This is a genomic window from Aquamicrobium zhengzhouense, from assembly GCF_016124105.1.
Classification (GTDB): domain Bacteria; phylum Pseudomonadota; class Alphaproteobacteria; order Rhizobiales; family Rhizobiaceae; genus Aerobium; species Aerobium zhengzhouense.
This window is the reverse complement of the sequence record NZ_JADGMQ010000003.1, coordinates 208,572-225,908: the sequence shown is the minus strand read 5'-3', so window position 1 is coordinate 225,908 and position 17,337 is coordinate 208,572. Positions and strand designations below refer to the sequence as shown.

Below are 17,337 nucleotides of genomic sequence, written 5' to 3'. Positions count from 1 at the left end.
TCTTCATGAAAATCGCAACTTGGAATATCAACGGCGTCAAGGCACGCATCGACACTTTGCTGGCCTGGCTTGAGGAGAGCAAGCCGGATATCGCCTGCCTCCAAGAGATCAAAAGCGTTGACGACGCATTTCCTCGGATGGAGATTGAAGCGCTCGGCTATCACGTCGAAACGCACGGCCAAAAAGGGTTCAATGGAGTTGCGATCCTTTCGAAGCTGCGCTTCGATGAGGTAAATCGCGGTCTTCCAGGCGACGACGAAGACGAACAGGCACGCTTTATCGAAGGCGTGTTTTCGACCCCGAAAGGGGTCCTTCGGGTGGTGTCGCTTTATCTTCCTAACGGAAATCCAATCAGCGAAGACCGAAAGTTCGGCTACAAGCTCCGGTGGATGGACCGCCTGGAACGCTGGGCGGATGAACGATTGGCGCTCGAGGAACCGCTCGTGCTAGCGGGAGACTACAACGTGATCCCGGAAGCCGGCGACGCCAGGAACATCGACCAGTGGTACAATGACGCGCTCTTTCAACCTGAGAGCCGTCAGGCATTGCGCCGTCTCTGCAACCTCGGCTTCATCGATGCGATCCGCACGACGACTGATGAAGACGGCATCTACACGTTCTGGGATTATCAGGCCGGTGCCTGGCAGAAGAACAATGGCATCCGGATTGACCATCTTCTTCTCTCTCCGGAGGCCGCGAATCTGCTGTCGTCGACCAGCGTCGAAAAGCACGTTCGCGCCTGGGAGAAGCCATCAGATCACGTTCCGGCCATTGCCGAACTCAGGATAGACTGACCGCTTTTAAAATCGGCTAGTTAGAGCCCTGAACAAGCATATCTTGGGCAAGGGCAATCGCGGTCCGACGGTCCGCTTCATCTGCTAGCGCAAATGCTTCTTCCTGCATGCCGCGTATCCACTGCTTGTCGCCGGGGCGCGCACGTTCAAGAGCAGCGGTCATCAGCGCGAGGCCACGGACCACCTTCCCGCTCTGGAAGAGGAGGTTTCCAAGCGTGGCCTGAGCGCCCGCATGGCCCTTTTGGGCGGCCAGCTGGAACCAGCGGCCTGCCTGCTGGATGTTCGCCTTGAAGCCCCCTTCCCCGTTGAGGAGCATGTTCCCGACCTCGAACTGAGCATCGGGATTCCGATAGGTGGCGGCGGCGCGCATGTAATAATCCTGCGCTACTGCAGGATTTGGCTGAACCGGACTGTCAGGAATACCGCGAAGGGTATATCGTCCAAGTGCGACGAGAGCGTCTGCTACGTAACTGCCATCCGGGGAGCCGGGATCAACGTCCTGTGCGGCGATTTCCTGGAAGAATTTGTAGGCTTCGTAATCGTTGCGCGTGACGCCGTCCCCTTCGGCATACATCCGAGCCAGCTTCCAACGGGCACCTAGCTGCCCATTCTCGGCCGCATATCTATACGCTTCGACTGCCTGTTCCTTATGCCCACTCTTGTAAGCGGTAAAGCCAAGCCGGAAAACGGCCCATGGACTGCGCTTTTCCTCCGGTGCTCCAATGACCGACTGGTCGAGAGCAAAGGCGTTTGCGGACCACAGACTGCAGGCCCCGCAGGTTGCTACAGACAGCAAGCCTATTCTGAAAAACTCACCTACACGCATGACGCCCCGTTTCCCACGTCCTTGCCACCCGAATGGCAGAAGCCGGAGCCGAATCCTTGCTCGTTGGCACTTCAAACGTCCGCACCGACAAGCTGGACCTTTTCCGTTCTTCCATCATCATCCTTGTCGCAGGTGACGCGACGCCTTCCGTTATAGCGCTCTTACGGCACCTTTCATAATAGAGCCTTGAGGTGCGCCGGGTTTATGGCGGGATGTGGGCATTTCAGGGCATTGAGAGGCTGGACGATCGTGTCTCGTGCTTCATGTTGCACAACCGCCACACAAACAAATACGCCCGCGACAGGCACGGGCGTAATTGGTAGCGGACGTTTTTAGACTACCAGGTGAGCTTGTAGCTGCCGCCGAAGCTGACTGCCCATCCAGAATCGACGGAAGCATTTCCTGCGGGGTAGTAAGCGGTCGGGTAAGCGGTCTCCTGAGATGAGCTCAAATAGCTGAGCCCAAGCCCCATGCGGAACTCCCCGCCCCAATCGTCCTTGAACGAGCCACCGGCTGCAACCGTGTAAGTGTCGCCCATCAGGTCATAGCCGGTAGACACACCGCGGTCCCACTGAACCGACAGCGAACCCGAAATGCGGTCGGTGAAAGCGTGGCCAATCCCACCGGCGACGGTCCAACCGTCTCTCCAGTAATATTCATTACGACTGACGATCGCACCCGTGGGTCCGAACACATCGAGCGTCTCCACTGCGCTCCAATCGGTCCATTTGATCGAACCAAATCCGAGCCAGCCCGGTGCGATACCAGTTTGCGCCTTAAATTCCACGCTCTGGGGCAACCGGCCGACACCTATAGTGCCGACAGTCGCTGGAGAACCGCTGAGGCCTAAACCAAGAGCCGCCATCGGTGCCGTCAAATTGCCGGTAGCTCCAAAAGAAGTGCCTGAGCGGTACATCAGTTGAGTGCGAAGGGCGATCTCTGGCATCTCGTAGGCTACGCCGATACGGTAGCCGACATCGGTCCCATCAAGCTCCAGCAGGGTCGGCAAACCGTTAAGCGCCGGGAGTAGCGCTCCACGTACCACCCCGGTCCGTTCATAATCGAAGTGGTCGACAAACGCACCACCGAGCAGCCACAGCTTGCCGTTGCCTAACTCGATGTTTGCGCCGCACGTCAGACCGAACTCATGAACCAGAAATTCCTCAGTGAGTTTTCCGGTGACCGTTCCGCCACCGCCGCGCCAGTCGCCCGCAGCGCCAAAGCCATGCGTGTATGTTCCGGCACAGCTAAAATTAGGAACTAGTTGATACTTAACGGCAGCGGACGGCACGACGTAGCTTTGAAAGGGATTTACCCCAATCAGCGCTGGATTCGAATTTGTATCGAACTTCCGATTTGGAACGATCACGGTGGCGCCAGCCCGAGCAGCGAATGTGCCAGCCTCATACAGGATGTCCGTGTCGGCAGTGCCACGGGCGAACCCACCCGCTTCCGCCGCGGTTGAGAAACCCAACGCCGCCAGCAATGCCAAAATATTCTTTGCGCGAACTTCTACCATGGTCTTCTCTCGGCAGCGGGAAGCCTAAACGAAGCATAATTATGGTTAACAAGCGGTATCGCGCGGAAGTTGCCAATAAGAAAACGCCCCATCACCGACGGAGCGTTTCTTCAATCCCACAGTTGTTCCGGGTCTCAGGAGGCGTCGCGCACCCGGGCTATTGCGGTCTCAAGCTTGGCGCGACCTTCTTGAAGAGTTGTGAGCTTTTCTCGCTCCGCCTCAACCACTTCCGGCGCAGCTTTGGAAACAAAGTTCGGATTACCGAGCTTCTTTTCGATCCGGCCAATCTCGTCAGCGTTCTTCGAAAGCTCCTTCGTAAGACGCGCTTCCTCGGCCTTAAGATCGATCAAGTCGCCGAGCGGCAGGCACGCGGTTGCCTCGCCGATCACGATCTGAGCAGCGCCCTTCGGGCCCCCATCAGCGAAATCGATCTCCGAGACACGCGCAAGACGCCGGATTGCTGCGTGGTGCCGTGCAGCACGCTCACGGCTCTGCTCATTTGCACCGACAAGCACCAGCGGAGCTGTTGCTGACGGTGGAACGTTCATTTCTGAACGGACCGAGCGGATACCCGTCACCAGTTCGATCAGCCAGTTGATTTCAGCCGCAGCCGCAGCATCTTCGAAGTCCGGGGTCGGCCAGGCGGCCTGACAAAGCAGAGTGTTGCGATCTGCCGTCTGCTTCCACAGCTCTTCCGTCATGAACGGCATCATCGGGTGCAGAAGCTTGTAGATCTCGTCAAGCACGTACGCCATGCAGGCGCGGCTTTCCGCCTTTGCAGCCTCATCGTCGCCCATGAAGACAGGCTTGAGCAACTCGACATACCAGTCGCAGACGAGATTCCAGACGAAGCGATAGGCCGACGCGGCCGCATCGTTGAAGCGATATGACGTGATGCCGTCGGTAATTGCGGCCGTAGCGCGACCGAGCTCGGTTAACACCCAGCGGTTGAGGGTGAGCTTTGCATCTTCCGGCTTGAACGAAGGGTCGCGCTTGACCTCATTCATCTCCGCAAAACGGGTCGCGTTCCACAGCTTGGTGCCGAAGTTGCGGTAGCCTGCGACGCGTGCCGGATCGAGCTTCACGTCACGGCCCTGCGCCGCCATGATGGCGAGCGTGAAACGAAGCGCGTCAGCGCCATACTCATCGATCAGCTCCAACGGGTCGATGACGTTGCCCTTAGACTTCGACATCTTGGCACCGGTCTTGTCGCGAACCAGCGCGTGAACATAGACGGTGTGGAACGGCTCCTCCTTCATGAAGTGAAGCCCCATCATCATCATTCGGGCGACCCAGAAGAAGATGATGTCAAAACCGGTGACCAGAACATCGGTCTGGTAATAGGTCTCGAGCTCCTTGGTCTGGTGCGGCCAGCCGAGCGTCGAGAATGGCCATAGCGCCGACGAGAACCAGGTATCGAGGACGTCTTCGTCGCGCGTCAGTATCTTGCCCGGCTCGTAATTTTCGAGCTGGTCCTTAACCCAGTCGCGCCAGGGTGTGTCGACCGCCAGATAGTACTCTACCGCCTGGTCCAGAGCCTCCTGTTCGCTCTTTGCGACGAAGACCTTGCCGTCCGGGCCGTACCACGCCGGGATCTGATGGCCCCACCACAGCTGGCGTGAAATGCACCACGGCTGGATGTTCTCCATCCAATCGAAATAGGTCTTTTCCCAGTTTTTCGGGACGAAGTTTGTGCGGCCTTCACGAACGGAGGCAATGGCCGGCTTGGCGAGCGTCGCCGCATCGACATACCACTGATCGGTCAGGAACGGCTCGATCGGCACGCCGCCACGGTCGCCATGTGGGACCATATGGCGGTGCGGTTCGATCTTGGCGAGATAACCGCCTTCTTCCATCAATTGAACGATCAGCTTGCGCGCTTCGAAGCGATCGAGGCCATGGAGTTGCTGCCAAACTGCGGCTTGCTCCGGCGTCGGCTCGATGCCTTCAATGAAATCCTCGTTGTCGACAATGTTGGTCGTCGCATCCGTGTTGAGGATGTTGATCATGCGCAGATCGTTGCGCTTGCCGACTTCAAAGTCATTGAAATCATGTGCGGGCGTGATCTTAACCGCGCCGGTGCCCTTCTCGGGATCCGAATAGTCGTCTGCCACGACGCAAATACGGCGGCCGACAAGCGGCAGGATCACGTTCTTGCCAACGAGGGCCGTGTAGCGCTCGTCTTCCGGATGCACGGCAACGCCCGTGTCGCCCAGCATCGTCTCCGGTCGCGTCGTCGCAACGGTGATGTATGTCGACGCGTCCTCTGGATCGTAGGTTTTGCCTTCGACCGGGTAGCGGAAGTGCCAGAGACTTCCGTCAAGCTCAATCTGCTCAACCTCGAGATCGGAGATCGCAGTCAGCAGCTTCGGGTCCCAATTGACCAGCCGCTTGTCCTTGTAGATCAGACCTTGCTGGTAAAGCGTGACAAAGACTTCCAAAACAGCCTCGGACAACCCCTCATCCATGGTGAAGCGTTCGCGAGACCAGTCACATGACGCACCAAGCCGCTTCAGCTGGTTGAAGATCATGCCGCCGGATTCGGCTTTCCATTCCCAGATCTTGTCGATGAACTCTTCGCGCGTAAGGTCGCGGCGGCGAATACCTTCAGCTGCCAGCTTGCGCTCGACGACCATCTGCGTCGCGATACCGGCATGGTCCATACCTGGCTGCCACAAGACGTTCTTGCCACGCATACGCTCGAAACGGACCATAATGTCCTGAAGCGTGTTGTTGAGCGCATGGCCCATATGCAGTGAACCCGTGACGTTCGGCGGCGGGATGACAATTGCGAACGGATCTGCGCCAGGTTCTGCGCCAGCTCCGGCTGCGAACGCGTCTGCGTCCTCCCAAGCTTTCGCGATGATGGGTTCGACGGTCTTCGCGTCGTATGTCTTGTCGAGCATGGGAAGCTCCAGCTGTTGCGGATTCAGCCCGGTGTAAACCGGATGGGAGCATCTGAGTCAACCTGATGCCCCCTTACTCTCATAAGTAGCGTTTTTCGTAGTGTTTACGAGGCCTTCGTCGCCTGCCACAACACCTGTTGATCATCCACCGAACCGGCCTCACTGCCGTTTGCCTGGGCGATTTCATCGCCTATCAAACGCGGATCATCGGTAATCACTGAAAGACTACGTCTATGAAACGTTTTGGCGGCTGCGTTGCAGCCCTCATGGTCGCGCTTAGCACATCCTCCGCTTTTGCTGAAAGCGCAGCCTACGCGTGCGCATCGTATGACAACACCGGATTCATGCTGAATAAAGACAAGAACCGGTTTGAACGAACGTCATTCCACGACGAGAAGTTTACCGCAATTGAGAACGGCTCCAGGCTGACGCTGCGTGTGGATGGGCGTGAAGAAGTATATAAGTGCGAGGCCCCGTGGCACGGAAAGCCGAACCTTCTTCAATGCGTTGAAGAGTTCTACTTCATGACGTTCGACAAAGCGTCACTGCGTTTCGTACGCGCTCTCGCTTACGGCTACATCGCTGGAAGCAGCGATACGCTTCACATCATGTACGGCGACTGCCAGAAATTCTAGTTGTCCGCGAAATGCTCGCTGGTGGCTATTGGCCACCGCGAGCAACACGCTCGATTTCTTCCCGAACCAGCTTTTCAACCAAGGTCGGAAGGTTGTTGTCGAGCCAGTCCTGAAGCATAGGCCGAAGCATCTCTTCCGCCATTTCGTCGAACGAACGGCGACGACTAGCCGCAAACGCTTCCGACAGTTCTCCAAAAGCAGCAGCTACTTGGCGCTCCGTTGCGCCGGATATCAAAGCTGGCCTCGCCTCAATTTTTTCGTCCATCTCCCCTTCGGCCACCGTCTGCGGAGCGGTCTCGACTGTGGTGGCTTCGACGTCCGCTACCTTCGAATCGTCTCGGGCCACCTGAACGAAACCGTCAGCCGGCGCTGTAACCTGCTGCACATCCTCTTGTGACGCTGACACGTTTGCCACCGAAGCCACCTCCTCGGCTTCAGGGATTGGCTGATCAACCATTGCTTGGGTCGTCGGCTGGATCGTCTCAACTGCCGATGCAGGGTCGTCGGCGTGCTCTTCAAACTCCTCGCGAAACGCCTCGATGTCCGCCGAAGCAGCGCGCACGTCCGCATCTGCCATCGGCTGGCTGATGACACGAAGCTCGGCCGTAGCCTCTTCAAGAGGTTGCCTCACACTGTCACTGTCCTCGATGATCCTGCGAATAGACGCCAGGATTTCTTCCATTGAAGGTTCGCGTTGCGCGCTGCCAGTCTGTGCCATTGTCAGGTCCGCCGCTGTGGTGCCACCCCATCCGGCCGACGCCGGATCACCGAATCATGCTCAAGGCTAAACTACGGTTACCGAACTGTGAATCCTTTGACCGGCATTAGACTGGTTTCACACAGCTAAGGACACCCAGCCGCAAAGCGAATAGGAGCAAGGGCAAAAGAAAAAGCCGGACTTGCGCCCGACTTTTCAACTTTCCCCCGCCTGTCACCGGTACCGCTTAGTTGACGGCGTCCTTAAGACCCTTGCCAGCCGAGAACTTCGGCACGTTTCGGGCCGGGATCTTCACTTCAGCACCAGTCTGCGGGTTGCGGCCGGTCGTTGCTTCGCGCTTGGAAACCGAGAAGTTTCCGAAGCCGATCAGACGAACATCGCCACCGCTTTTCAGTTGGTTGGTGATGACCGAAAAAACCGCATCGACAGCGGCCTGGGCGTCAGCCTTGGAGAGCTTGGCGGCGTCCGCGACTGCGGATACGAGTTCATTCTTATTCATGGAGAATTCCCTTCCCTGTGAAAGACCGGTGACTGACTCAACCGGCAGGATGCAAACATTAGAAAATGAACTTGAAGACACCAAGCGAGAAAGCGTGCGCAGAGCCGCTTTTTACCGGATTTCTGCGGTTTCGAGCAAAAAAGCCGGGTCAAAAACCCGGCTTCCTTGTCATTAAACGTGCTCACGCAACGTTAGTGCGCTAGAGGCGTTGCCGAAACGTCGCCCGGCTTGGCTGCGGCGGGCTCCACGGGCTCCACCCACTCGATCGGCTCGGGCATCCGTGTGAGAGCGTGCTGGAGCACTTCTCCCACCCGGCTGACCGGAACAATCTCGAGACCGCTCTTCACATTCTCCGGAATGTCCACCAGATCCTTGGCGTTTTCTTCCGGGATCAGCACCTTCTTGATGCCGCCACGAAGAGCTGCAAGCAGCTTCTCCTTGAGGCCGCCGATCGGGAGAACGCGACCACGTAGAGTGATTTCGCCCGTCATGGCCACATCCTTGCGAACCGGGATACCGGTCAGCACCGACACGATCGCCGTTGCCATCGCAGTACCGGCCGACGGACCGTCCTTCGGCGTCGCACCTTCCGGCACGTGCACGTGGATGTCGCGCTTGTCGAACAGCGGAGGCTGGATGCCGAAGTCGATCGCACGCGAACGAACATACGATGCAGCAGCGGAAATCGACTCCTTCATCACGTCCCGAAGATTGCCCGTCACCGTCATCTTGCCCTTGCCGGGCATCATGACGCCTTCGATCGTGAGCAGCTCTCCACCGACCTCGGTCCAAGCCAGACCGGTGACGACACCGACCTGATCCTCACCGTCGATCTCACCATGACGGTAGCGCTGCACACCGAGATAATCGGAAAGGTTTTCCTCGGTGATCTTCACCGTCTTGACCTTCTTGCGCAGAATTTCCGTCACAGCCTTGCGGCCCAGCTTCATCAGCTCACGTTCAAGACTACGAACGCCTGCTTCGCGAGTATACTGCTGAACGACCAGTCGCAGCGCGCCGTCCGTGAGCTCAAACTCGTTCGGCTGCAGCGCGTGATCGCGGATTGCCTTCGGAAGCAGGTGCCGCTTGGCGATTTCGACCTTCTCGTCTTCGGTGTAACCAGCAATACGGATGATCTCCATCCGATCAAGCAACGGACCGGGGATGTTCATCGTATTCGCCGTCGTAACGAACATCACGCTCGACAGATCGTATTCGACCTCCAGGTAGTGATCCATGAAGGTTGAATTCTGTTCAGGATCCAAAACCTCGAGCAGAGCCGACGACGGATCGCCCCGGTAGTCCTGACCCAGCTTGTCGATCTCGTCGAGCAGGAACAGTGGGTTCGACTTCTTCGCCTTCTTCATCGACTGGATGACCTTGCCAGGCATCGAGCCGATGTAAGTGCGGCGGTGACCGCGGATTTCTGCTTCGTCGCGAACGCCACCAAGGGCCATGCGAACATACTCACGGCCGGTCGCCTTGGCGATCGAGCGTGCGAGCGAGGTCTTGCCAACACCGGGAGGTCCAACGAGGCACAGGATGGGTCCCTTGAGCTTCTTCTGTCGGCTTTGAACCGCCAGATACTCAACGATCCGCTCCTTGACCTTGTCGAGACCGAAGTGATCCCCATCGAGGACCTCTTCTGCAAAGGCCAGATCCTTCTTCACCTTGGACGGCTTCTGCCATGGAATGGACAGCAGCCAGTCAAGGTAATTGCGAACGACCGTCGCTTCGGCTGACATAGGCGACATCGCCCGCAGCTTCTTGAGCTCGGCATCTGCCTTCTCGCGCGCTTCCTTTGAGAGCCTGGTCTTCTTGATGCGTTCCTCGATCTCCGAAGCCTCGTCGCGGCCATCTTCGCCTTCGCCGAGTTCCTTCTGGATCGCCTTCATCTGCTCGTTGAGGTAGTACTCGCGCTGAGTCTTCTCCATCTGGCGCTTGACGCGCGAGCGGATGCGCTTTTCCACCTGGAGCACGGAGATCTCGGACTCCATGAACCCCATGGCCTTCTCCAGCCGGTCCTTGATCGACAGAGTGCCAAGAATTTCCTGCTTCTCAGTGATCTTAATCGCCAGATGCGAGGCAACAGTATCCGCCAGCTTCGAATAATCATCGATCTGGCTGGCTGCGCCAACGACCTCTGGCGAGATCTTCTTGTTCAGCTTCACGTAGTTCTCGAAGTCGGCCACAACCGAGCGAGCAAGCGCCTCTACTTCGACCTCGTCTTCCTCAGGCTCGAGGAGTACGGCGGCTTCAGCCTCGTGAAACTCTTCGCGATCGATGAACTTTCCGATCTTCGCACGAGCGGTGCCTTCAACGAGAACCTTAACGGTTCCGTCAGGCAGCTTCAGAAGCTGAAGAACATTTGCCAGCGTGCCGACATCATAAATCGCATCGCCAGCCGGATCGTCGTCCGCGGCGTTCATCTGGGTTGCGAGCAGGATCTGCTTGTCAGCACCCATAACTTCTTCGAGTGCGCGGATCGACTTTTCGCGCCCAACAAAGAGCGGCACAATCATGTGCGGGAATACGACGATGTCACGCAGCGGCAGGACCGCATAGGTGCCTTCGCCAGCAGACCTCGGAGATGTGGTCATAATCCAACCTTTCATGTCGCGGCCGCCAAATGGCCAGCCGCGATTCTCGATATTAGCGACCGTAAATCGTTCCGCCTACCTCTGAGAGGCTGCAGCACGGAAGAACTCAACGATCATCTCGAACGCTTAGTTGGCGTTGCACCGTCCGAAGATCAAGTCCTACGCCAAAACGATTGCGGCGCCCGGAGGCGCCGCCAAGCTTTGGAACTGGAAACCGTCAGGCGCTTGCTGCGCTGCCCTTTTCCTTCTCAGCGTAAATATAGAGAGGGCGGGCGTTTCCGGAGACGACCTCATCCGAGATCACCACTTCCTGCACGCCTTCCAGCGCCGGAAGTTCGAACATCGTGTCGAGCAAGATCGATTCCATGATCGAACGCAGACCACGAGCACCTGTCTTCCGCTCAATCGCCTTCTTCGCGATGGCAGAGAGCGCGCTGTCGTGGAACGTCAGCTCAACATTTTCCATCTCGAACAGGCGCTGGTACTGCTTGACCAGGGCGTTCTTCGGTTCCGTCAGAATCTGGATCAGTGCAGCCTCATCAAGATCCTCGAGCGTCGCGAGAACCGGCAGACGACCGACAAACTCCGGAATGAGACCAAACTTCAAAAGATCCTCAGGCTCGACCTGACGGAAAAGCTCTCCCGTACGGCGATCTTCTGGCGATTCCACGGTCGCACCGAAGCCGATCGAAGTCTTGCGGCCACGATCGGAAATGATGCGGTCAAGGCCAGCAAATGCGCCACCGCAAATGAAGAGGATGTTGGCCGTATCCACCTGCAGGAACTCCTGCTGCGGGTGCTTGCGGCCGCCCTGCGGCGGAACCGAAGCAACGGTGCCTTCCATGATCTTCAGCAGCGCCTGCTGGACGCCCTCGCCCGACACATCGCGTGTTATCGACGGATTGTCCGACTTGCGGGAAATCTTGTCGATTTCGTCGATGTAGACGATGCCGCGCTGCGCACGTTCGACATTGTAATCGGCAGACTGAAGCAGCTTCAGGATGATGTTCTCGACGTCTTCACCAACGTAACCGGCTTCGGTCAATGTCGTCGCGTCGGCCATGGTGAATGGCACGTCGATGATGCGCGCCAGCGTTTGCGCAAGCAACGTCTTGCCACAGCCCGTCGGGCCAATCAGCAAGATATTCGACTTCGCCAGCTCGACGTCCTGGTTCTTCGAGGCGTGCGCGAGGCGCTTGTAGTGGTTATGAACCGCCACCGACAGCACACGCTTGGCATAAGGCTGTCCGATCACATAGTCGTCCAGAACGCCAAGAATTTCCTGCGGGGTGGGCACACCCTCGCGCGACTTCACCATCGAGGTTTTATTTTCCTCGCGGATGATGTCCATGCAAAGCTCAACGCATTCATCGCAGATGAACACTGTCGGGCCAGCGATCAGCTTGCGAACCTCGTGCTGGCTCTTGCCGCAGAACGAGCAGTACAGCGTGTTCTTGGAATCGCCGCCACCGTTGCTGACCTTGCTCATGTTGTCCAAGTCCTTTCGGCCTTACCGGGGCCCGCAACAAGCGTGGCCTTTCAGGTCTAACATAATGGCGGGAACATGCCCCTGCCAATGCCCATGTCCCGCCGTAGCTGCCATAGCCATCCCATAGGAATGTATAGCAACGAACGCCAGCGTTCCAAGCAGGAAAGCTACGCCGTTTAAACTCAACAGAGACTTAACGTAGGTCGCCACCTGTCCCGAGGGAACAGCAAATTGTGACGTAAATGGCGCGGAAGACCGAAATTCGGCTTACGCGCCATCGTCCATACGTATTACTCAGCAGAAGCGCTCGCGGCTTCAACAGCCTCGCGCGATTCGATGATTTGATCGACCAGGCCGAATTCCTTGGCCTGCTCGGCAGTCATGAAGCGGTCACGCTCCAAAGCGTTATGGATCGTCTCGTAATCCTGACCAGTGTGCTTCACGTAAATTTCATTGAGCCGGCGCTTGAGCGCTTCGGTCCACTGGGCGTGAATAAGAATGTCGGTCGCCTGCCCCTGGTATCCACCGGATGGCTGGTGGACCATGATCGACGCGTTAGGGGTCGCGAAGCGCATGCCTTCCGCGCCAGCGCACAGCAGGAGCGAACCAGCCGACATGGCCTGACCAACGCAGAGCGTCGACACCGGCGGCTTGATGAACTGCATCGTGTCGTACATCGCCAGGCCAGAGGTGACGACGCCACCCGGCGAATTGATGTACATGTTGATTTCCTTCTTCGGGTTTTCAGCCTCGAGGAAGAGCAACTGCGCGCAAACGAGCGACGCCATGCCGTCCTCGATCGGACCCGTAATGAAGATGATGCGCTCCTTCAGGAGGCGCGAGAAGATGTCGTATGCGCGTTCGCCACGATTGGTCTGCTCGACCACCATCGGCACGAGGTTCATGTAGTGTTCGACGGGGTCCCGCATCGATAGTCCTTCCAGGAGATTGTACTGGGCGCGAAGGCCGGAATCCAACTTATGTCAGTCGCTACATAGGATGCCCACTCATGCAAGTGCAAGAGTTTAGAAGGCCGCCTGCAACGCCAGAATGTCTCTGATCTGTCTTTGACCGTCAGGGGCGGTCGCCGAGGAGCCAGCGCTCGAGACGCGCAAAATCACCATTCTCCAGCGCGGCCGCGACATGTTGCCCGACGGCAGCCCCAAACTTGTAGCCGTGGCCAGAGCAGGCGGACACAATGACGCAATTGCCCCGCCTCTCCATGAAGAACCTTTCGTCGGAGGTAAAAGTGTAGACACAGGTGGCCGTGTGCGTGATCTCGTATTCAGATATCCGCGCAATAGGAGGTGCAAATAGGTTGAGGATATCCCATCCCTCACCCTCATACGGCTCCCGGGCTCGATCGGGATCAGCATTTTCGTAGCGATGAGCACCAGCACCAAACTTCAAGCCGCCTTGGCCTGAAGGTGGTATGATGTAGCCATCGGTCGCTCCGCCAACATCGAGGATGACGGGAGCCCTGCTCCAGGCCTCCACCAGATCGGTGGGAGGGTCGAGATAAACCACACCAGTTCTATGAACAGCCAGACGCTGGGATAGGTCCGGGAAGAGCTTGGCAACCCAGGCCCCCGCCGTGATAACGACTTGGTCCGCTGCAATGGTGGCACCGTCGGCCAGGTGGCATCGCCCCGCATCGCAATCGACGGCATCTACGCGGCGCTGCTCAAGGATGACGCAGCCATGTTCGCGCAGCCAGGCCGCCAGGTCGCTTGCAATGCGTCGGCAATGGAGCGCTCCACCGTCATCAGATTGAAAAGCGTATCTGAACGAACCGCGATCGAGAAAGGGCCATCGCTCGCATGCGGCGTCGGGCTGGAGGAGGTCATACTGCCAACCGCCCGCATCCATACCGGCGAGGTAAATTTCGGCTTCATCCCCCAGCTCGCGTGAGATGCACATGAAGCCGCGCGGGTCGTAGTGACTGCGATCAAGATCCCGCCACAACTCGTTCCAGGCCGAGTATGCCTCGGAGATAGCGTCGCCGTAGCCGGAATCGGCTGGATACGCACGGCGAATAATTCGGTGATGATCACCCGAAGCGGACAGAGTGTTGGGAATGGTGCCCTGCTCGATGAGCGTCACCTGGTGCCCTCGGCGGGTCAGCGCCCAGGCGGTTGCCAATCCGGCTATACCTGCGCCTACGACAGTCGTTCTCATCGCCCCTCCCGCAGGCAGATGCCCGGCTGTTACGCGCGGATCACATATTCCTTGCGCGTCGTCTCGACAACTTCCCAGGTCCCCCTGAAGCCTGGCCGGATGACGAAAGAATCGCCAGCCCTTACTGACCTCGCTTCACCACCATCTTCCGTGATGATCGAGACGCCAGACAAGATGTGACAGAACTCCCACTCGTCGTAGGAGATGCGCCACTTCCCGGGCGTCGATTCCCAGATGCCAGCGTAGATGCCCCCCTCCGCCTCTTCGACGTTCCATGTCCGGAAGGTTGGCGTGCCTGAAATAACGCGGTCGGGGGCCGGAGCCCCCTCTTCCACGTCAATTCCAGCAATTGAAAGTGCTGCAAAGTGACTAGCGTACATGGCTTATGCCTTTGCCAGAGCTTGCTCCAAGTCTCCAATGATATCAGCCACATCCTCGATGCCAACCGAGATTCGGATTACATCGGGACCAGCACCTGCAGCAACCTTCTGCTCATCGGTCAGCTGGCGGTGCGTCGTGGAAGCTGGATGAATGATCAGTGACTTGGTGTCACCGATATTTGCCAGGTGTGAGAACAACTCCACCCCTTCAACCACCTTCACACCCGCTTCAAAGCCGCCTTTGAGCCCGAACGTGAATACCGCACCCGCACCATTCGGCGAGTACTTCTTCTGCAGTGCGTTGTTCGGATCTTCTGCGAGGCCTGGATAGGAAACCCACTCGATCTTCGGATGGGTCTTCAGCCACTCAGCCACCTTGAGAGCGTTGTCGCAGTGACGCTGCATCCGCAACGGCAGCGTCTCAAGCCCGGTAGCAATCAGGAAGGCGTTGAACGGCGAGATGGTGGGCCCAAAATCGCGAAGACCGAGCACGCGGCAGGCGATAGCGAATGCGAAATTGCCAAAAGTCTCGTGAAGAACCATGCCGGCATATTCCGGGCGCGGTTCCGAGAGCATCGGATAGTTGCCCGACTTCGACCAGTCGAAAGTACCGCCATCGACGATAATGCCGCCCATGGAGTTACCATGACCACCGATGAACTTGGTCAGCGAGTGGACGACAATGTCGGCTCCGTGCTCGATCGGACGAACGAGGTATGGGCTCGCCATCGTGTTGTCGACAATGAGCGGGAGCCCATGCTTGCGGGCAACTTCGGAAATCTTGGCGATGTCGACGAAGGTGCCGCCGGGATTAGCAAGGCTTTCAATGAAGATCGCGCGGGTGCGCTCATCGATCTGGCTTTCAAAGGATGCGAGGTCTTCAGGATCGGCCCAGCGCACTTCCCAGCCAAAGTTCTTGAATGCGTGACCAAACTGGTTGATCGAGCCGCCATAAAGTTTGCGTGCAGCAACGAAATTATCGCCCGGCTTCATGATCGTGTGGAAGACGAGCAGCTGAGCGCCATGGCCCGACGAAGTCGCCACCGCAGCAGTGCCACCCTCAAGCGCTGCGACACGCTCTTCTAGCACGGCCTGCGTCGGGTTCATGATACGGGTGTAGATATTGCCGAAGGCCTTCAAGCCGAACAGTGAAGCCGCATGATCGACGTCGTCGAATACGAACGAGGTCGTCTGGTAGATCGGCGTTGCCCGCGCTCCTGTAGCGGGGTCGGGCTGAGCACCGGCGTGAATGGCAAGCGTGTTAAATCCGGGCGTGCGCTGTGACATTTGGCTCCTCCAGGGGAAAATTGTCGTTACGGCATTGATCGCAAAGGCAGTGCGTAAACGCAAAGAGGATTTTTCCTCAATGCACCTACGGAACCATTCCGCGTTCGTAAAAACGAGCGTGGGTTAGAAAATTCTTCCGGTCAGCGGCTTCGCAATCCAAAGCTTTGGAAGCCGCCTTTCAAAACCGGCTTTTTGGATGAGATCACCCGGCTGTTTACTCCGTTCCAGCCGATCTCCCCAGCAAGACGCGCGTACTCGATCTTCGGGCAACGATCCATCACCACCTTGATGCCTGCGGCCTCTGCCTTGGCGGCTGCCTGATCATGGCGAACGGTCAATTGCATCCAAATGACCTTGGGCAGAGGATCAAGTGCCAATACTTCCTCAACGATTCCCGGCACCGCCGCCGAAGCGCGAAATACATCGACCATGTCGATTGGCTGTGGCACGTCGGCTAGGTGCGGATAGGTCATTTGTCCGAGGATCTCTTTGCCTGCATGTCCCGGATTGATCGGGAAAACCTTGTAACCCTTGTCGATCAGATACTTTGCAACGAAAAACGACGGCCGCACGTCATTGGCCGACGCGCCGACAATGGCGACGGTCTTCACCGAGCTCAAAATGTCTGCGATGTAGGAATTGTCGTACGCGTCGTGCTTCATATGCGTTACTCGCCCTTCCACTCGGGCGCGCGCTTTTCGACGAAAGCGCAGATGCCTTCGTTGGCGTCACCGGTCATCATGTTCTCGACCATGACGTTTGACGCGTAGTCATAGGCGTCGGTCAGGTTCATTTCGGCCTGCCGATAGAATGCCTCTTTGCCGATCTTGATCGTCAGCGGCGATTTCGACGCGATGGATTCGGCGTATTTCATCACGACGTGAGTGAGATACTCTTCCGGCACAACGCGGTTGATGAGGCCGTATTCACGGGCAGACGACGCATCGATCTGCTCACCGGTGAGCAGCATTTCCATTGCGTGCTTGTGCGAAATATTGCGCGAGAGCGCGACCATGGGGGTCGAGCAGAACAGGCCTATGTTAACCCCAGGCGTAGCGAACGTCGCCTTATCAGTCGAAATTGCCAGATCGCAACTGGCGACAAGCTGGCAACCAGCTGCAGACGCGATGCCGCCGATTTCCGCGATGACCGGCTTTGGCAGCTTGACGATCGACTGCATTAGTTTGGCGCAAGCTTTCATGATATCTTCAAAAAACGTCTTTCCGCCATCAGCATCGGCGCGGTGCGCAGTCATTTCCTTAAGGTCATGCCCGGCACAGAAGACCTTCCCAGCAGCAGCAATCACGACAACACGTACAGTCCGGTCATTGGCCGCCTTGTCCAGCGCGCTCTGGAGCTCCGAGATCATCGCCATTGAAAGCGCATTGGCGGGTGGGTTGGCGAGCGTCAGGCGCAGCGTCGTCTCGACGCGTTCGATAATGAGCGGGCCAGCCGCATTGTCGGTCTTATCAGTCATCCTAGTCTCCGCCGCGCATGTTCGTATCA

15 protein-coding genes are annotated in these 17,337 nt (G+C 57.7%); 2 read left to right on the top strand and 13 right to left on the bottom strand.

Features of this window, described 5'->3' with window-relative positions:
- Nucleotides 1–5: 5 nt before the first annotated feature.
- Nucleotides 6–794 (top strand): exodeoxyribonuclease III, encoded by a 789-nt coding sequence (xth, locus tag IOD40_RS07230; RefSeq protein WP_198475811.1) that lies wholly within the window; start codon nt 6–8, stop codon nt 792–794.
- A gap of 16 nt (nt 795–810) precedes the next feature.
- Here xth and IOD40_RS07225 read toward each other — a convergent pair whose 3' ends face one another.
- From IOD40_RS07225 to IOD40_RS07215, 3 genes are all read right to left on the bottom strand, one after another.
- On the bottom strand, nt 811–1,620 hold the full coding sequence (locus IOD40_RS07225) for a tetratricopeptide repeat protein (protein ID WP_198475809.1): 810 nt from the start codon (nt 1,618–1,620) through the stop codon (nt 811–813).
- 337 nt (nt 1,621–1,957) lie between these two features.
- Complete coding sequence (locus tag IOD40_RS07220; protein WP_198475807.1) at nt 1,958–3,139, bottom strand: outer membrane protein transport protein; 1,182 nt, start codon at nt 3,137–3,139, stop codon at nt 1,958–1,960.
- A gap of 134 nt (nt 3,140–3,273) precedes the next feature.
- Entirely contained in the window at nt 3,274–6,045 is a 2,772-nt protein-coding gene (locus IOD40_RS07215; protein WP_198475805.1) for a valine--tRNA ligase, read from the bottom strand.
- Nucleotides 6,046–6,278: 233 nt separating this feature from the next.
- On the opposite strand from IOD40_RS07215, the gene IOD40_RS07210 reads away from it, so the two are divergent.
- Entirely contained in the window at nt 6,279–6,680 is a 402-nt protein-coding gene (locus IOD40_RS07210; protein WP_198475803.1) for a hypothetical protein, read from the top strand.
- 25 nt (nt 6,681–6,705) lie between these two features.
- Here IOD40_RS07210 and IOD40_RS07205 read toward each other — a convergent pair whose 3' ends face one another.
- The 10 genes from IOD40_RS07205 to IOD40_RS07160 all read right to left on the bottom strand — a co-directional run bounded on the left by IOD40_RS07205 (nt 6,706) and on the right by IOD40_RS07160 (nt 17,308).
- Complete coding sequence (locus tag IOD40_RS07205; RefSeq protein ID WP_198475801.1) at nt 6,706–7,398, bottom strand: PopZ family protein; 693 nt, start codon at nt 7,396–7,398, stop codon at nt 6,706–6,708.
- A gap of 226 nt (nt 7,399–7,624) precedes the next feature.
- Nucleotides 7,625–7,897: an HU family DNA-binding protein gene (locus IOD40_RS07200; protein ID WP_198475799.1), complete on the bottom strand. Its 273-nt coding sequence runs from the start codon at nt 7,895–7,897 to the stop codon at nt 7,625–7,627.
- A 191-nt stretch (nt 7,898–8,088) separates the two neighbouring features.
- Entirely contained in the window at nt 8,089–10,497 is a 2,409-nt protein-coding gene (gene lon / locus IOD40_RS07195) for an endopeptidase La (protein WP_198475797.1), read from the bottom strand.
- Between the two features lie 217 nt (nt 10,498–10,714).
- Nucleotides 10,715–11,986 carry an ATP-dependent Clp protease ATP-binding subunit ClpX gene (clpX, locus tag IOD40_RS07190; RefSeq protein ID WP_198475796.1) on the bottom strand — a complete coding sequence of 424 codons (1,272 nt, stop codon included), beginning with the start codon at nt 11,984–11,986 and terminating at the stop codon, nt 10,715–10,717.
- Between the two features lie 290 nt (nt 11,987–12,276).
- Nucleotides 12,277–12,915, bottom strand: coding sequence for an ATP-dependent Clp protease proteolytic subunit (locus IOD40_RS07185; RefSeq protein WP_198475795.1), 639 nt, complete (start codon nt 12,913–12,915; stop codon nt 12,277–12,279).
- A gap of 145 nt (nt 12,916–13,060) precedes the next feature.
- The gene (locus tag IOD40_RS07180) at nt 13,061–14,164 is read right to left on the bottom strand and encodes an NAD(P)/FAD-dependent oxidoreductase (RefSeq protein ID WP_198475794.1); all 1,104 of its coding nucleotides are present in this window, start codon (nt 14,162–14,164) and stop codon (nt 13,061–13,063) included.
- A 29-nt stretch (nt 14,165–14,193) separates the two neighbouring features.
- Nucleotides 14,194–14,544: a cupin domain-containing protein gene (locus tag IOD40_RS07175; RefSeq protein WP_198475793.1), complete on the bottom strand. Its 351-nt coding sequence runs from the start codon at nt 14,542–14,544 to the stop codon at nt 14,194–14,196.
- A 3-nt stretch (nt 14,545–14,547) separates the two neighbouring features.
- Nucleotides 14,548–15,831 (bottom strand): O-acetylhomoserine aminocarboxypropyltransferase, encoded by a 1,284-nt coding sequence (locus IOD40_RS07170; RefSeq protein ID WP_198475792.1) that lies wholly within the window; start codon nt 15,829–15,831, stop codon nt 14,548–14,550.
- A gap of 140 nt (nt 15,832–15,971) precedes the next feature.
- Complete coding sequence (locus tag IOD40_RS07165) at nt 15,972–16,493, bottom strand: CoA-binding protein (protein WP_198475791.1); 522 nt, start codon at nt 16,491–16,493, stop codon at nt 15,972–15,974.
- Nucleotides 16,494–16,498: 5 nt separating this feature from the next.
- Complete coding sequence (locus tag IOD40_RS07160; protein WP_198475790.1) at nt 16,499–17,308, bottom strand: enoyl-CoA hydratase; 810 nt, start codon at nt 17,306–17,308, stop codon at nt 16,499–16,501.
- Between the last annotated feature and the right edge of the window lie 29 nt (nt 17,309–17,337).